We start from the raw sequence: 17,037 nt of genomic DNA on the forward strand, positions 1-17,037 counted from the left end.
TACTTTGATTTATCCAGTATTTCAGACTCTGTACGCCGGAAAAGAAAGCGTTACGGTTGTCCCTATATGTTCAGCACTGCCCACTCTGATATTCCCGTTATATCGCTTGACCAATTGCTTGGCTATTGCAAGGCCCAGGCCTGTCCCCCCCTGCTCGCGACTTCTTGCCTTATCCACTCGATAAAACCGGTCGAATAAATAAGGCAGGTCCTCTGCAGGAATCCCGATTCCGTAATCCGTGATATGAATATGAACCTCGTTTTGCTCCAGCGTTCCGGTTACAAGGAATTCTTTTGAAAAACCAGAATATTTAACGGCGTTATCCAGCACGATTAGCAATAACTGTTCCAGATGCTGCGGCGTGATATGAACCTGTACTTGTTCGAGGAGCGTTGATTCCCACCGGAATATCATATCAGGATGCAGCATATTAAAATTGGTGAGCGTATATTGAATGGTGTGACTGATATCTATCGCAGGCACATCCTGTTCCAAATTTGGGGACTCAGCTCGCGTCAACTCCAGAAGATCGTTTACAATACCCTTCAATCGCTCAAGCTCCTGGACAGAAACACGAAGCGACTCGTCCAATATGGCCGGATCGTGCTTGCCCCAACGGTTCAATAAGGAGATGTGACCTTCAATAATCGAAATTGGAGTGCGCAATTCATGGGAAGCATCCTCAACAAACTGTTTTTGTTGAAGGAAAGAACGCTCCAACTGATCGATCAACTCATTAAATACTTTCCCCAGATTCGACAGCTCGTCATTGTTATCGGATACTTGCACACGTTCCTCATGCAACCCTTTTTTGCGAATTCTGATCATCGTATCCGTCATGGACTGAATGGGCCGCATCAATTGGCGCGAGAGAAAAATCCCTCCCAAAGCGCTTAATATAATCGCTCCTATACCGCCTGCAATCATCACACCTTTTATTTTGTCACTAATCTTGTCTATATTCTCCATGTTGTTTATAATTTCAATGGTTCCAGTAAAGTGATCTGAATTCAATGGGCTTCGCATAATCAAGACCTGATCCTCCAGATGCCAGGCAGTCATAATCTGGGTGCTACGTACTGCTTGCGGTAGGAACCAACCCTCAGGCAGCTCGTTGCTGACGCTGAGCAGTGGAACTCCTTGCTGATTCAAAATACGGATCATTTGATGCCGATCATTCAAATTCTCAACAAAATGTCGACTGTTCACGATTTCCTGAGCAGACAAGTGTTTTTCCTGCAAAAGGGTTTGAAGTTCGTTCATGCTTTTGCGGATACTCACTTTTCCCTCACTGACCATCCACTGGTTAATCGTAAAATATTGGACACCATTGTACAAAACAAACAAAATACATAACAGCAACGAAGACCATACTGCCAATTTCCAACGGATGGGTAGCCGGGAAAATAGGGATCTTAGCGTTGCCATTATCGAATCACATACCCTAATCCGCGTAATGTCTGTATAAAGCTTGGTTCTCCAGGCTTGTCGATTTTGCTGCGCAAGTAACGAATATACACGTCGACGACATTCGTTTCGACCTCCGAATCGTAGCCCCATATAAGTTCCAGCAATCTCTCCCGAGTCATGACACGTCCGATGTTATGCATCAATATGGATAGTAGATCAAATTCACGCTTCGTCAATTCAATAATCTGTTGGTCCTTTGTCAAAATACGCGCCTCGCTATCCAGCACCAGCCCGTTGTAAGTAATTTGCTTGGAATCTTCAACGAATCCACTGCGCCGGAGCAAAGAACGCATCCGGGCCAGAAGTTCCTCAATGGCAAAAGGCTTTGGGATATAATCATCAGCTCCACTGTCCAATCCCATCACTTTATCCATCACACCGTCCCTTGCAGTTAGCATAATGATCGGGGTTTGTTTTGTTTTGCGAATCCGCCGGCACACTTCAATTCCATTGATGCCTGGCAACATTAAATCCAGCAGAATGATGTCCCATTCCTCGCTTAACGCAGACTCCAGCCCTTTCCGCCCCTCGTACTCAACAGTCACCTCGTAAAATTCATGCTTTAGTTCAAGCTCAATGAAACGAGCCAAGTTTTTCTCATCCTCAATCAGGAGTATCTTTTTCATAGCTTTCCTTTCCAGGCGCAAAAGCGTCTTTTTCTAAACGCTTGATATACACATCAGTTTACTCTATGTACATTAAAAAATAATGATCTTTCAATTTATTTTTCTCATGATATTTTAATGTGTCCTGTGTAAGCTGGATCATGATTCTATGAACATGGCTCTGTTAGCCATTCAGCATGAAAGAAGGTTGGATTCTTGAAAATGAAAACACTGATAACCGCACTCACTCTATCGGCAGCTTTCTGTATGTTGTCTCACGTCGGCTGGTTTACTGTCCGCTCTGATGCTAAGGCCGTTCAATCCACAGCCTGGGCTGGCTCCTCTGTAAAAGTTAAAGCATTTCAGCCCAGTGCTGTTAAGTCCCCGCAACGTATTGACCATATCGTCATTGTGGTAGAAGAAAATCATTCGTCGAAAAAAATCTTAGGCAATCCCTCTGCCCCATTTATAAACAGCTTGATGAAAAAAGGTGTCAATCTGATGAATCATTATGCAATTGAGCATCCAAGTCAACCGAACTACCTGGATCTATTTTCAGGTTCTAATCAGGGCGTCCACAATGATTTGACTCCAAATAAAATGAGCACCAGCAATCTAGCTTTGCAACTTATACAGCGTGGATATACGTTTGGGGGTTATTCGGAGGGGCTGCCTCGAACCGGATTTACCGGTCCATATGATTTGAAAACCCTGTATGCGCGTAAACATAACCCGTGGGTGAATTTCAACAATCTGCCTGCTTCAATCAATATGCCTATGACCAGCTTTCCACAAAACTTCAATCAGTTGCCGACGGTCTCTTTTGTCATTCCCAATCTGAACCACGATATGCACAACGGCACGATTCGAGAAGCAGATCAATGGCTACAGGCCCACTTATCCTCTTATGCTCGTTGGGCACCGCAGCATAACAGCCTTTTGGTTTTAACATGGGATGAGGATGATATGAGCAGCAAAAACAAAATTCCGACTGTAATCATAGGCGCCCGTTTGAAAAATGGCCTCTATAATGAGAAAAGCAATCATTTTTCTATGCTGCGCATGATTGAACAATTATACGGATTGGATTTGCTCGGCAAGAGCAGAACGGCCCCGCCGCTTAATATATGGACATCAGGCTCATAAATGTCTAATATGAGGATGAAGTATGACTTGAAGGAGATCATTTAATTGGATGTCTTGTACAAAAAGTTAAGCCATAATCATGAAATCACAGTATACGAAACCACCGAGTTGTACGGTGAAAAGGGATTATTTCGGGTGATGGAATTTTCAAATGCAGCTGTCCAAGGCGCAGTGGACTTGAATGATCCGCAACGTATCCTGTTCGAATACCCCAGAGCTATCATCCATCTGATGGAGCTGAACGACCCGTTATTTGAAGACGTGTTTGTTATCGGGCATGGTATAGGCACAATTGCAGGTCATTTTGCAGATAAACGTTTTAAAATTGCCGAGCTGGACGCACAAGTAGTAGAATTCAGCCGAACATTCTTTGGATACGACCAGGACAATGTAGTTATTGGTGATGGACGCCGCATTCTAGAAAAGGAGAGCCCGGACGCATATGACTATATTATTTTGGACGCCTTCACGGAGCAGGGTACGCCTTTGCATTTAGTGTCCTTGGAATTTTTCAAGATGGCTAAGGAAAAGCTGGATGCCGAGGGCTCGCTAATTATGAATGTAATGGGTAAAAGTGAACACGATCATCTGATCCATGCCATTCACACAACGCTGCGTGAAGAATTCGCCTATGTTACAGCGTTCTCCCTACCCTCGGAAGGTATTGCTGACATCCAAAATATCGTAATGATAGGTCGAGACAAGCCTATTCGGTTCCAGTCACGTCAGATGGCTGACTTTGGTGAGATTGCACTTAGAGAAGGCCATATTCTGCAGGATACAGATGCTTAGTGTTGAATTAGGCTCTGTATCCGTCTCTCTATGTCATGGAAATGAAGCAACTCTTTGTTGCTGTTTCTTCGCTCTACGAATTCTACTTTTCCGTGTTCAGCATCTTTACCCACGACGATACGTACGGGAATACCTACTAAATCTGAGTCTTTAAATTTTACTCCTGGTCGTTCCTCACGATCATCTAGCAGCACCTCCACACCGCGATCTTGGAGTTGGCTGTATAGCTCCTCGGCTATTTGCATCTGAAGGCTGTCTTTCACAGAAATCGGAATGATATGAACCTGAAACGGGGCCAACGCATGCGGCCAGATCATTCCGTTCTGGTCATGGTTCTGCTCTACAATGGTGGACAGGATTCGGGAAATGCCAATACCATAGCAGCCCATAATCATCGCTTGATCGGTTCCGGACGCATCCAGAAAGGTCGCTCCCAGCTTCTCACTGTACTTGGTGCCCAGTTTGAATACGTGTCCAATCTCAATACCACGGTGAAGTTCCAACCTCCCTTCGTCACATCTAGGACATCTATCCCCTTCTACAACATTGCGCAAGTCTGCCACATGCCGAAGATCTAGATCACGCCTTGGATTCACATGCCGATAATGGTAGTCCTGCTCGTTTGCGCCTGCAAGACCGCTGGACATTTGAACAACGGCGTAATCCACCCAAACAGGGATTGTCAAGCCGCATGGGCCTATGGACCCGAGTGGGGTTCCAGTCGCCTTTGTGACGGCATTTGCACTTTCTATTTCGAATTTTTCACTACCTAAAATTTGTTTAACTTTTACTTCGTTGACCTCATGATCTCCTCTGACAACTACCGCAATCGGCTGATCGTCAGCCATATAAATCAGTGTTTTGATGATTTCCTTCGCCTCTATGTGAAGCGTTTCAACGAGTTGATCTATGGTGCGCAAACCTGGAGTGTACAGTTTTTCCATTTTATCTGTATCAATTGAAGGAGGGCTGTCATGTGCATCTTCATCGGAGACAGAAGATATGCCTATGCTCCCCGTCGTTCGTGGCTCCGCCTTTTCAAGATTGGCAGCATAATCACAGCAGGAACATGCCACAATGGTATCCTCTCCAATCTCAGCCAGCGCCATAAATTCATGAGTTTCACCCTCACCACCAATAGCGCCTGCATCTGCTTCGACTGCGCGAAAATCCAAACTGCAGCGAGTGAAAATACGTTGATAGGCCTGAAACATCGTCCAATACGTGTGATCCAGGCCTGCCCAATTGGCATCAAACGAATAGGCATCCTTCATCAAAAATTCTCTGCTGCGAAGCAGTCCAAACCGCGGACGCCGTTCATCCCGAAATTTGGTTTGAATTTGATACAGCGTCACAGGCAATTTTCGATAGGAATTCACTTCATTTCGTATTAAAGACGTAATGACTTCTTCATGTGTAGGCCCCAATGCGAACTCCCGATCATGCCGATCTTGCAGACGCATCAACTCAGGACCATACACATCGTATCTCCCCGATTCTTGCCACAGCTCCATTGGCTGCAACATAGGCATCAGTAGCTCTCCTGCCCCTGCACGATCCATCTCATCACGTACAATTTGTTCCACTTTTCTGAGCACTCGTCTACCGAGTGGCATATAGGTGTACATTCCAGCCGCCAATTGGCGGATAAATCCTGCCCGCAGCATGAGCTGATGGCTAATCACTTCGGCCTCGGCAGGTGCTTCACGCAAGGTTGTCAATAATAATTGGCTTTGGCGCATGTGTCGCTTCCTCCTTATAAGAAAGATAAATGTACGCAAAAAGACACATCCGTCAGGGACGAATGTGTCGTGGTACCACCCTTATTTTGACCGTAACCATAGACGGAACGGTCCTTCTTCAGATAACGGCATCCGCCGGTAACGGCTTATCCTACGCACCGCTACAGCTCGCAAGGCAGGGAAATGTTCATTCGCGGCGAGAAACCTTTCAGCCCATGGGTTTCTTCTCTGTACAGCGGGTAATTGAACCTTTGATCCTTGGTCTACACTATTCCTATATATTACAATTTTCACCACTTTACACGAAACGCAACTTCGAGTCAAGGAGATAATGGTCTATCTGGACTCGTCCAGGGATATGAACGATATTTGGATTTTAAGATAATTAAATTTCGTTTATCCCCATATTGCAAAATGAGCGGCCAGATTTTAGGGCGGACACGCCTTCGAAAACCGAGAACAAAGCGGATAAACCGAGGTGAAATGTCCCAAATACGAACAGCTTCCCGCTCTAATCCTATGGGTAACTCCTTGGAAAATAAAAAACGGTTAAGCGAACGTGTGATAACACCTGATATTGCCTCGATCGTGCTGACATCCATCACGATGATTGTGTCGGAACGCTGAAGTCGCTCTGTAAAATAACGCTCATGATAATTGCCTTCGATAATCCATTCCTCCCTTTGGAGGACTTCCCCCAGCTGTTTGTGAAATTGCTGGTCTGTACTCTGCTGCCACTCCGGCCCCCAATACAAATCATCCAACGAGATATATGGCAAATGAGTCCACAACGACAGACGCTTGGCCAAAAATGTCTTTCCGCTCCCCGGTGAGCCGATTACAATAATACGCTTAGCATGTTGAACAGCTAGAAGCTGATCACTCTGTCCCGCATGTAAGGTCAATATGGAATAGGTTAGTCGATATAGCCCCCCTACTGCCATAGCTCCTCCCTTTAAAAGCAAATAAAGAAGGAACAGCGGTAGAAAAACGATAGCGTATTTCACACTGTCCATCAGACAATCTGCTCCTTTAATAATTCAATAATTGAGACTATTAGCCGTGAAGCTCCAAATACACGCTGTTGTAGGTTAGTGTTTTCTTCTGTACTTATGTATTTTTCTTTTTAAAATACACGCCCTTATAAAACACAAAATTTTGCGAATGTGTGCCATACAGCTCCTGGAATCTAGAATAAAGTTTATTCATACAAATGGTGTCAGAGACTGTCCGGTCCGTTTGTATGGTTAAATCGACACAACTGATTCCAAACTGGCACACTTGCTCCATAGGATAGTCTTGGGTAATTCCATAAATCATTCCGGCAATAAAAGCGTCATCTGCGCCGGTGACATCAATGACCTGTTGAACTGGAGGGATATGAACTTGTCCATAAGTTCCATCCTGAGAAGCAAACAACACACGCTCAGCACCGCAGATGAAAATGACGTTTTGAACCCCAAGTTTGTGAAAAATTCGGGTTGCGTCCATTATATGCTCATCATCTCTAAGTTCCTGTCCCAAATAAGCTTCAGCCTCTTCAGGTCTACATACCAGCCACTCCACCCCATGCAAATTTCGAGGAAGCTTTCTCATCTTCGAAGCTGACACCGAAGAAACGACAAGCGGAACCTGACGCTCCTGGCAGACATGTATGGTGGCCGCTATTACGTTCATAGAAAAATTAGTGTCCAGCAGAACGAGATGGGACGAGGCGATTAAAGGAATATTTTCAAAAATTACTGAAGGACGAATTTGATCATAAATCTCCATTTCTGCGGTCGCTACAATCATTTCACCGTGCTCGTTCAGCAAGACTGTATAAACTCCGGTTGACGAATCTCCTTTAACTTGAAGAGGAACCACGTGCATGTAACGGCTGGACTGTTCGATGATAAATTCGCCTTCTGCATCATCACCAACTGCAGTTAGCAGGCTAACCTGTCGGCTCAACCTCCCTAAATTTTCAGCTACATTCCGTGCTACCCCACCACAAGATTGTAGCCGAGTGCTGCTGGGGTTGGAGGTGTGAAGCTGAAATGTACCTTTAATCATGATCTTACGATCCAGATTGGCCCCTCCGATACACAGAATTCGTTCACTAGAGGGCCAAGGCTCGTCCTGTTCATTTTTGTGAATTTTTTTTAATTTCATCATTTACTCCTTTCTCGAGTCTGTTCGCTAGAATGATTTAAATTTGTGCAGAAATAGGCACTCTATAAACCTAACATGTTCTAAATGTCAAATTCCCAAGAATCATGTCGAGTCCGTTAAAATATCATAAAGTTACACATACAAAAAATCACCTTATCGTAAAAATACCTTCTACTTACGATAAGGTGACTAGAGCTGAACATGCAGCTTATATCCTTCCTAACATCCTTTATTTTATAATGAATAGAGCAGCTCCATGAGGGGGTAAATCTGCGGACAGTTCCTGCACTATAACACCTACATCCATATGGTTCCACAAGTCTCTGGCACTTGCCTGTCCTTCAATTCCAAGCTCCTGTAGGGATACACGGACTGTGGAAACTTCATCTCCAGCATTAAATAAAGCCGCATATACATGGCCTTCCTCGTTATGAGAAGTCCAAACGATATGTTCATCCTTTCTGTAGACTTGGCGCGCATTCACACCGTTGCGATGAACATCGAGCACTTCTTTGTTCGTCAGCAATGATAGTGTCCATGCATCATTATCCCGCAGTTCTCCTCCGAACATCAGTGGAGACCGGAAAATGCTCCATAAAGTCATCATTGTCAGCTGCTCATCCTTCGTAAAACGTGTCCATCGATCATGGCTACCGGAATCTACAGAATCTACCGAACGAATACCCAGATGGCCCAGTGGCAACATGTCGCAATCCGGCCAGTGACCTGGGCCCACATGCTCCGCCCATTTCTCGCAACGCTCAAACATACCATGCAGTAAAGGCCACACATCCCAGAAATCATCAGTCATGCGCCACATATTAGCGTTTGCAATTAAATCAGTCGCATGCTCCAACGGTGCAGGTCCAGGTGATAGGCTCAAGACCATTGGACGCCCGCATTGAGCGATAGCTCGTTTAATTAATTCAATTTCTGCCAAATGAATACCATAGAGACGTGATGCAGCAATGTCATCTACTTTGACAAAATCGACACCCCATTCTGCATACAGATCAAACAACGAATTATAATATTCCTGAGCACCTTCCTTGGATGCATCTACCCCATACATATCGGTATTCCAAGGGCAAATAGAGTTAGGATGTGCAATTTGTCTGGCCGTAGCTGTAGTTCCTAAAATTGGAGTATCCTGATGAACCGCCTGTCTAGAAATGCCTCTCATAATATGTATTCCAAATTTCAGTCCCAAACTATGCACATATTCTGCAAGAGCATGGAACCCACGTCCATCTGCTGCCGAAGGGAACCGATTCACCGCTGGAATCAGACGTGAAAAAGAATCCATTTCTAGTGGAACAAACGGCCGATACTGTGAAGATACAGCTCCCGGCTCATACCACTGAATATCCACCACCACATATTCCCATCCATACTCCTTCAAGTGCTCCGCCATATATTGGGCGTTTCCCCGTACTTCCTCTTCATGTACCGCTGCGCCATAGCAATCCCAGCTATTCCACCCCATAGGTGGTGTATGCGCTGTCAAATGATGTTTCATTGAATTCATCCCTTCATCTGTTAGACCTCAACCTGTCCCTGTAAAACTCATCAACCCCACAATACCATTATAATGTAACCCCTTACTTTTGTCGCTCATCATCTTTTCCATTTCCACTTTTTATACATTTATGTTGACTAACTTAAAGAATGTGGTACATTTAAACTTGCTTGTTAAAAAACTTTGACTTGAATCAGAGGGTGATTTTACATGTGTGAACATGCTTATCGAATTTTGTTGTTTTACAAATATGTTAATATTGAAGATCCTGCCACCTTTACGGCAGAGCATCTGGCTTACTGCAAGGAACTGGGCGTCAAGGGAAGAATCTTGATTGCTGAGGAAGGAATCAATGGAACACTGTCTGGTACAGTAGAGCAAACGGAGCAGTATATTCGTGATTTGCGCGCCAATCCGAAATTCCACGATATCGTTATTAAAATAGATGAGTCTGACGGTCATGCGTTTAAGAAAATATTTGTACGCCATCGTCAGGAACTGGTTACGCTACGTCATGAGGACGAGCTGGACCCTAATGTTATTAGCGGCAAGCGTCTATCACCAAAAGAGTTTTATGAACAACTCCAAGATGAAGATGTCGTGGTTCTGGACGGACGTAACGACTATGAATATGACATCGGTCATTTCCGCGGAGCTATTCGCCCCGAAGTTGAATCGTTCCGTGAATTTCCGCAATGGATTCGCGATAATATGACTCGGTTCAAGGATAAAAAAATCCTGACATACTGCACCGGAGGTATTCGCTGCGAGAAGCTGTCCGGTCTGCTGATTAAGGAAGGCTTTAACGATGTAGCTCAGTTGGATGGCGGCATTGTGACTTACAGCAAGGACCCAGAAGTACAAGGGCGTTTATTTGACGGTAAATGCTATGTGTTTGACGAACGGATTTCGGTTCGGATCAACCATACAGATGAGGACGTTATTGTTGGTAATTGCTACCACTGCGAAACGCCAAACGATCATTATATTAACTGCCCCGTGTGCAATCTCCAGCATATCGTGTGCCCAGATTGCGAAGAACAGCATCAACACTATTGCTCTGACGATTGCCGAGCTAAAGCGAAAGCCATGGCTTCTGCATAAACAGCAAAGTACTCGGTTTTTTATAAAAGGGATGTTCCTACTAGCCGCTCAATATGGCAGTGGACATCCCTTTTGTTATTCTCAGAATAAGTGACCAGATCTTCATAGTATATACCTATAAGCTTAATTGCTTATCCGTCTTGGACGGGCTGGAGAGCAGCGTCTTATAATGGACCATGTCATTACAGAAAGGTTGGGTGGAAAATCATGGTTCAGATCGTACTTTCAACTCTATTATCCGTTATCGTTCCGCTGTCCATTCCAGTGATCGCCGGATTTTTACTCGGCAAATTCATGAAGCTGGAAACAAAACCGCTCTCGACTTTGTACTTATACTTCTTAAGTCCCGCGATGATTCTGGATACACTGCTCAAAGCTCAGCTTACCTGGCATGATGTGGCACTGACAGCCGCTTTTTCATTACTGAACCTGCTGCTTTTGTGGGGAATTGCACAATTAGCGGGGAAAATCTTCAGACTGAGCGCCCCGGAAACGGCTGGACTTACTTTGATCTCTACCCTGACCAATAGTGCAAATTATGGGTTACCGCTCATTTTACTTGCTTTTGGGCAACTTGGCCTAGATAAAGCCTCTGTATATGTCGTCATCCAGATGATTATGGTCAATACCATTGGCGTCTACTTTGCGGCCCGCTCTGAATTTTCCGTTCAAAGTGCCGTGAAGTCGGTATTTTCTCTACCTGCGATTTATGCGGCTCTTCTCGCACTGGGACTTCGAGCACTGGATTGGCATCTGCCCTCTGGCATTCAATCAGGTGTCTCGATGATTGCAGCCGCCTATTCTCCGGTTGTGCTGGCGATTCTAGGTACCCAGATGGCTTATGTGAAAATATTCAAGCTGGAGCCGTCTATTAAAAAAGCCAGCTACGCAGGATTGACAATCCGACTTCTACTCTCCCCGCTTGCCGCTTGTCTAGCCATGCTGATATTGGGAATCTCAGGTCTTTTGTTCTCTGTACTCTTCATTCTGGCCTCAATGCCAGTGGCGGTAAATGCAGTCATTTTAGCCGAAAAATTTAATGCCTCGCCAAAACTGGTCTCAACCTGCATCCTGTGGAGCACGCTTGCCTCATTCCTGATTTTGCCCATTCTGATTATGATCGTAGCAAGATAGCTAGAAAAGAAGGACTCTCTACTGTGTAGAGAGTCTTCAATATGCAGCCTGTTGTCGACTACAGGTTGCATGCAATGGGTCAGCGTATTCGCGGAAAACTAATCCAGCCCAGTAGGTTTAGCCTTGATTTTTTCCCCTTCTCCCGGATTTGTCCCATAAATTCCCCGAGAAATCGTTCCCACTTTAACCCTATTTCTTTTTTCACGCTATCATTCTCAAGCACACATCTTACACTTTGGTTTAAGGCCAATTCCAAGTGTGCTAAAGCTTCGCGTAAATGATTATCTATATTTTGCTCGCTCATCTATCCATTCTCCTCATTCTTGGGTATCGTCAAGCAATGCAATTTCTTGGTCCAATTGCTTTTTCATTCTTTCAAATTTAGCTTCGGCAATGATATCTTCCACTTCCTCACGCGCTAATTGAATATATGATTTGCCTCGATTGATCAAGTCGACTCCGCCTTGCACTCCAGCTTCGGCTAAAGGACGAAATGTAGTTTTAGCAATGGGTAGCAATGCAGAAGCCGCAAAGGCAAGCGCAGTACCAATAACAATTTTTTCAAAGTTAGTTTGCACTATCGTGGTCCTCCTGGTAATAAAGTATACTGCGGCTGATTAAGCCGCAGCGTTGATATGGTTCGCAGTGAAGTCATCACTTGTCTGCTTGTTTGAAATCAAAGCCAAAATCGGTTTGGATAAAAGAGATACCGAACCGGCTACGCCAAGGATGGGAAGCCAATAATGCAGTGGCAGACGTGCGGTGTGGAAGAACCCAGTTAATGGCGGGATATATAAAGCTCCTAATAGAGCCAGCCAGGAAACGCAAAGAGCACCGATTAAAAAGCGATCTTTCGTCCAATCGCGCACCGTTTCTTCAGAGCCCTCCTGCCGCCATGAAAAGGTTTGTATTAATTGCCCCGCAACCAAAGTTGCAAAAGCAACGCTTTGAGCCACAGGCACAGGCGCACCGACTGCAAGGCTTGCGGCAAATAAGCCAAGTGATCCCAATCCCAGCAGAACTCCTCGGGTAATCACTTTCTGGTACAGGTTTTTATCGATGATATCCGTTCGTTTCTGCTGTTTCGCTTTCTGGCCTGGGTTTACAGCGAGCACCATTGCTGGTAACGCATCAGTCAACAAATTCATCAGCAGTATTTGAATAGGAACCAATGGAATCGGCAATCCGACCATCACAGCGACGCTGGTAACAATAATCTCTGCCAGATTTCCGGTTAATAGACAGCCGAGTGCTTTGCGGATGTTGCCGATGATCGTTCGGCCTTCTTTAACTCCCTCCAGAATCGTGCCAAAATGGTCTTCCGTCAGTACCATATCCGCAGTTTCCTTCGTTACTTCCGTTCCTGTTTTACCCATTGCAATCCCCACGTTGGCTTGCTTAATAGCAGGCGTATCATTGACGCCATCTCCAGTCATCGCAACAATTTGTCCGCTTTTTTGCAGAGCTGTTACAATGCGAAGCTTGTGCTCGGGAGTGACTCTGGCAAATATGGATACTTGATCCACAATCTGGAGCAACTCTTCGTCCGACAAACGTTCAAGCTCATGCCCCGTTACAACACTCTGTGCATCACTGTTAATTCCGAGTTGCTTTGCAATGGCAATGGCCGTAATCGGGTGATCGCCAGTAATCATCACAGGTTTTATTCCAAGTGCAAAAGCCTCCTGAATATTTTGCTCTACTTCAGGTTTGGGAGGGTCCATCATGCCAGTCATGCCGACATAAATTAATTCGTGCTCATCATCAATGGAATCGTTGTCGACGCTCTCATCCAAAGGTCGATACGCGAAAGCGAGCACACGCAGCGCTGCTTCTGAGAACTTTTCATTTTGCTGTATAATGTTTTGCTTCTGTTCTTCGGATAGAGGCAATATTTCACCATTCTTTTGGTATCGATTGCAATGACGGAGGATTGTCTCCACGGCTCCTTTGGAAAAAAGATAACATTCCTGCTTCGCCTGTACATCCTTGCAAACCACGCTCATTTTCGCAGTCTTAGAATCAAAAGGAATTTCATACCCGCGGTGCCAATGAGCCATATCGTTAAGCCACAGTCCGTTTTTGGCAGCGAGTGTCAAAAGCGCACCCTCAGTCGGGTCCCCTTTGGTCATCCATTGTCCTTCCTGCTGCTCAAGCTTGCTGTTATTGCATAACAAGCAGATTTGCAGCAAGCGACTCAAATCAGGATGGGTTAAGGTGGTTTCATAACTTTTCACATCTTTGAATTCTGCAGCAGCGGCAGCGTCGGTAGCAAGCTCCTCCAGTGCTCCCGTCGGTTCGTAGCCATCTCCTGTTACATTCCACGCGCGATCCGCGGTAGAAAGCACTTTTACCGTCATTTCATTTTTGGTTAGCGTGCCTGTCTTGTCTGTGCAAATCACCGTAGTCCTTCCTAATGTTTCCAGAGAGGAAAGTTTTCGGATCAGCGCGTTTTTCTTCGCCATACGGAAGATACCTGCGCTGAGAGCAATCGTGATGGTAACCGGAAGCCCTTCAGGAATGGCCGAAGCCGCCAGCGTGATCGAAGTCGAAATCATTTGTGGAAAAGGGATGCCCCGAAGCATACCAATTGCAAAGACAATTCCTCCAATAACGAGAGCTCCCTTTACAAATTTTTTGCTAATTGACGTTACTTTTTCCTGTAAAGGGGTTACTTCTTTTTCCTGCTCCTTCAAAAGTGACATTAAATGCCCCATCTCGGTATTCATGCCGGTTTGCACAACAACCCCCATTCCCTTGCCCCCACACACATCGGTTCCCATGAAGAGCATGTTAGTTCTTTCGGATAAAGCGCAATCTTCGGAGAGAGAGGCTTCATCCTTTTCGACGGGAACAGATTCCCCAGTCAGGGTTGATTCATTGACTCGCAAGTTCCATGAATTGATTAACCGGATATCAGCCGGAACGCGGTCCCCTGCTTCTAGGGAAACGATATCGCCGGGCACCAATTCCACAGCGTTAAGCTCTACGTGCTGCCCTTGTCTGATAACTTTACATACAGGGGGTTGAAATTGATTCAATTTATCCACAACTTTTTCCGCTTTGCGTTCCTGAATCGTACCAATTGCGGCATTCGCGAGCAGGATTGTCCCCATTGCAAGTCCATCGAATAATCCACCTGTAAGAAAGGCCAGTGCACTTGTGCCAAGAAGGATTAGCGTTGTAAATTCCTTGAATTGGCCCAAATATGCAATAAGCCAGGGAGTGGGTCGTTTACTCTCAAGCTGATTTGAACCATACTGTCTTCTAATAGAAAGAACCTGATCAGAGGTTAATCCACTTTGCAGGTTTGTTCGAAACTTCGTGATGATCTGTTCGTTACGTAGTTGATGCCAAGCCAAAGCTTCGGAAGTGACAGCTGCCTCGTCCTTATACGTGACTTCCGATGAAGGAGGCAAGGCTTCACTCCTGTTTTTGGTTCTGGATATAAACACAAGCGATAAAGCATCTCCGATCAAACTGACCACCGGGGCACTGATCATGCCTAATGTTGCAAATACAGATCCTGCCACATTCCATTTTTTGGCGATCGAAGCATGCTCATGTATAATTTGCTCTGTTTTCTCTGCGTACAGGGCACTTTCCTCAATATGCTGCAGCTCGTCAATGGAAATCGTCTGGACTCCAGCTTCTTTATAAAACTCATTGATTGGGTTTTGTTCGAGACCTGAGACAAATAAAATTTCTTCGCCCTGCTGCTTGAAAGCAGCGATCCGTTCAATCACTTCGCCTTGTTCAAAAGCTGACCAGCTTGTATCCATGTGGTATCGGGAAAGCTCGTCAGCGCTAATCCCCAGGCTATCATGCAACAGTCCAAGCCTCCAGCCTTTTTCACTTAATGAAAAGGCCATAGAACCGTACTCGTTGAGTGTTGCTTGCCGATGTCTGGCAATTAACCCAAGGCATTCGCCTTTTCCATTCCCTTGGCTTCCAACCAAAAGAACGTCGTATTCATTTCTTGCCAGCCTTTTTGATTTAAGCTCATAAGAGCTGCAATCTATACCATGATTCTCCATATATTTGTAGCTACCCATGATAACCTGTCTATCATTGACTTTTCCTTTTATACCCTCAAGCTCTTCTTCCACATGAAAAGCAGTACGGATCGTACGGTGAGTTCGCTGCGCCTTGCTGAACACCTCTTCTTTCCATGGATGTTCTGTTTTTTCCATTAATGAAGCCGCCAAACATAACGCTTTATCCTCATCTTGCTCCTTCTCTGCCATGCATTGAATTTCTTCAATCTCTGAGCGGTTAAACAGCAGTGACGAATCCTCGAATAGGATGGTTTTTGTTCGAGCGAGTTGGGATAACGAACCTTTTTCCGGAACTACGTATTGTCTTTCTCCCGAAACGAGCTCGGCCTGTTTCCATGCATATTGGGCAGGTACGGTCATCACGCGTGGATTTGCAGCCAAAAGCACGGCGATTGCACGAAGTGGATTCCGAGTAACAGCCCACGTCATTCCGGCTGCAATGCAGCCTAACTTACCTGCCTTATTGCTATACGCTTGAATTTCCGGTGACAAGGAAACTTCTTGCTGTCCATTTAACACCGTTCGGCTTCGTTTCCAGTTCACATATTGCAAAATGCTGAGTCCGGCAAGCGCTACAAAATTTTCGCGCATAAGCGCAAGTGCGAGAGCGCTTGTACCCAAAACGAGATCCGAGTTTATTTTTTTCTTATCCGAATAGGTTTGAATCCCTCGTTTGAGAAAAGGGTAGCCGGTTACGATAGATACAAGTGCTGATACATAGAACGGCGCCGGACTTCTTGCCAGAGCTGAACGACCGAAAAAAACCTGCTTGATTCCCAATGCGGCTAAACCGGTCATGGAAATAGCTAAGGCAATGGGGATTTTTTCCCTTGGCTCGCTCGTGTTGCTCTTAGGCGTCGTAGGGGTACTCGATAGTTCAAACGGAATATCCGATTCGGCCTGGGCAGCGGCAGCGGCAGCTTCCCGCTCCGCTTCTTTCGACCCTGTAGCCTCGTTCTGCTTACCGGGGAACACAGTTAGATTGGGCGAGCAAATCCGATCTTCTATTTCGCGGAGTATATGGAAAATGTGACGCTCAGAAACCAGCTTTACATCATAAAGGAGCAACACTTTGCCAGTCACTGCACAGGGCTCCGCTTTATATATTCCATTACAGGCGGACAGACTGTTGGCTAAAATCTCTGCGGCTGCTTTACTTCCCTTCAAGCCATAAATTTCAACCCGTATCCTTCCTGGAAGGACATGAAGAAACCTGTTTTTATTTCGTAGCGGCACTATAGTTAACCTCCCTTTTCCATATTCAAAAATCAGCTCCACTTATAATTTACAATAGCTAGTAAAATATGCATTTT

The 17,037-nt window shown here is 45.3% G+C and carries 13 protein-coding genes; 4 read left to right on the forward strand and 9 right to left on the reverse strand.

Features of this window, described 5'->3' with window-relative positions:
• Positions 1-21 precede the first annotated feature (21 nt).
• Together ABEW32_RS07245 and ABEW32_RS07250 are read right to left on the reverse strand one after the other, a co-directional pair.
• Positions 22-1,428, reverse strand: coding sequence for a HAMP domain-containing sensor histidine kinase (locus ABEW32_RS07245; protein ID WP_430186082.1), 1,407 nt, complete (start codon positions 1,426-1,428; stop codon positions 22-24).
• Positions 1,428-2,096, reverse strand: coding sequence for a response regulator transcription factor (locus tag ABEW32_RS07250; protein WP_430186084.1), 669 nt, complete (start codon positions 2,094-2,096; stop codon positions 1,428-1,430). The genes ABEW32_RS07245 and ABEW32_RS07250 overlap by 1 nt, the downstream gene beginning before the upstream one ends.
• Positions 2,097-2,297: 201 nt before the next feature.
• On the opposite strand from ABEW32_RS07250, the gene ABEW32_RS07255 reads away from it, so the two are divergent.
• A complete protein-coding gene (locus tag ABEW32_RS07255) occupies positions 2,298-3,221 on the forward strand; it encodes an alkaline phosphatase family protein (protein WP_430186188.1) in 924 nt (307 codons plus the stop codon).
• A gap of 45 nt (positions 3,222-3,266) precedes the next feature.
• The gene (locus tag ABEW32_RS07260; RefSeq protein ID WP_430186086.1) at positions 3,267-4,013 is read left to right on the forward strand and encodes a spermidine synthase; all 747 of its coding nucleotides are present in this window, start codon (positions 3,267-3,269) and stop codon (positions 4,011-4,013) included.
• On the opposite strand, the gene ABEW32_RS07265 is transcribed toward ABEW32_RS07260, so the two are convergent.
• The 4 genes from ABEW32_RS07265 to ABEW32_RS07280 form a co-directional block, all read right to left on the reverse strand.
• Entirely contained in the window at positions 4,010-5,755 is a 1,746-nt protein-coding gene (locus ABEW32_RS07265; RefSeq protein ID WP_430186088.1) for a proline--tRNA ligase, read from the reverse strand. The two genes, ABEW32_RS07260 and ABEW32_RS07265, sit on opposite strands and share 4 nt — an antisense overlap.
• Positions 5,756-6,075: 320 nt before the next feature.
• Positions 6,076-6,771 carry a P-loop NTPase family protein gene (locus ABEW32_RS07270; protein WP_430186090.1) on the reverse strand — a complete coding sequence of 232 codons (696 nt, stop codon included), beginning with the start codon at positions 6,769-6,771 and terminating at the stop codon, positions 6,076-6,078.
• Between the two features lie 94 nt (positions 6,772-6,865).
• Positions 6,866-7,909 carry a carbohydrate kinase family protein gene (locus tag ABEW32_RS07275; RefSeq protein WP_430186092.1) on the reverse strand — a complete coding sequence of 348 codons (1,044 nt, stop codon included), beginning with the start codon at positions 7,907-7,909 and terminating at the stop codon, positions 6,866-6,868.
• Between the two features lie 229 nt (positions 7,910-8,138).
• Positions 8,139-9,428, reverse strand: a complete 1,290-nt coding sequence (locus tag ABEW32_RS07280; protein WP_430186094.1) for a glycoside hydrolase family 27 protein — start codon at positions 9,426-9,428, stop codon at positions 8,139-8,141.
• 210 nt (positions 9,429-9,638) lie between these two features.
• Between ABEW32_RS07280 and trhO the strand changes: the two genes are divergently transcribed.
• Both trhO and ABEW32_RS07290 read left to right on the forward strand, forming a co-directional pair.
• On the forward strand, positions 9,639-10,532 hold the full coding sequence (trhO, locus tag ABEW32_RS07285; protein ID WP_430186096.1) for an oxygen-dependent tRNA uridine(34) hydroxylase TrhO: 894 nt from the start codon (positions 9,639-9,641) through the stop codon (positions 10,530-10,532).
• Positions 10,533-10,739: 207 nt separating this feature from the next.
• A complete protein-coding gene (locus tag ABEW32_RS07290) occupies positions 10,740-11,666 on the forward strand; it encodes an AEC family transporter (protein ID WP_430186098.1) in 927 nt (308 codons plus the stop codon).
• Between the two features lie 79 nt (positions 11,667-11,745).
• Here the strand turns inward: ABEW32_RS07290 and ABEW32_RS07295 are convergent, their stop codons facing one another.
• Genes ABEW32_RS07295 through ABEW32_RS07305 form a run of 3 tightly spaced genes read right to left on the reverse strand, consistent with a single transcriptional unit; the run spans position 11,746 to position 16,963 of the window.
• Complete coding sequence (locus ABEW32_RS07295) at positions 11,746-11,970, reverse strand: hypothetical protein (RefSeq protein WP_430186100.1); 225 nt, start codon at positions 11,968-11,970, stop codon at positions 11,746-11,748.
• Between the two features lie 13 nt (positions 11,971-11,983).
• Entirely contained in the window at positions 11,984-12,244 is a 261-nt protein-coding gene (locus tag ABEW32_RS07300) for a DUF5132 domain-containing protein (protein WP_430186102.1), read from the reverse strand.
• 39 nt (positions 12,245-12,283) lie between these two features.
• Complete coding sequence (locus ABEW32_RS07305) at positions 12,284-16,963, reverse strand: cation-translocating P-type ATPase (RefSeq protein ID WP_430186190.1); 4,680 nt, start codon at positions 16,961-16,963, stop codon at positions 12,284-12,286.
• Between the last annotated feature and the right edge of the window lie 74 nt (positions 16,964-17,037).

The organism is Paenibacillus jamilae, assembly GCF_050482105.1.
GTDB lineage: Bacteria > Bacillota > Bacilli > Paenibacillales > Paenibacillaceae > Paenibacillus > Paenibacillus jamilae_B.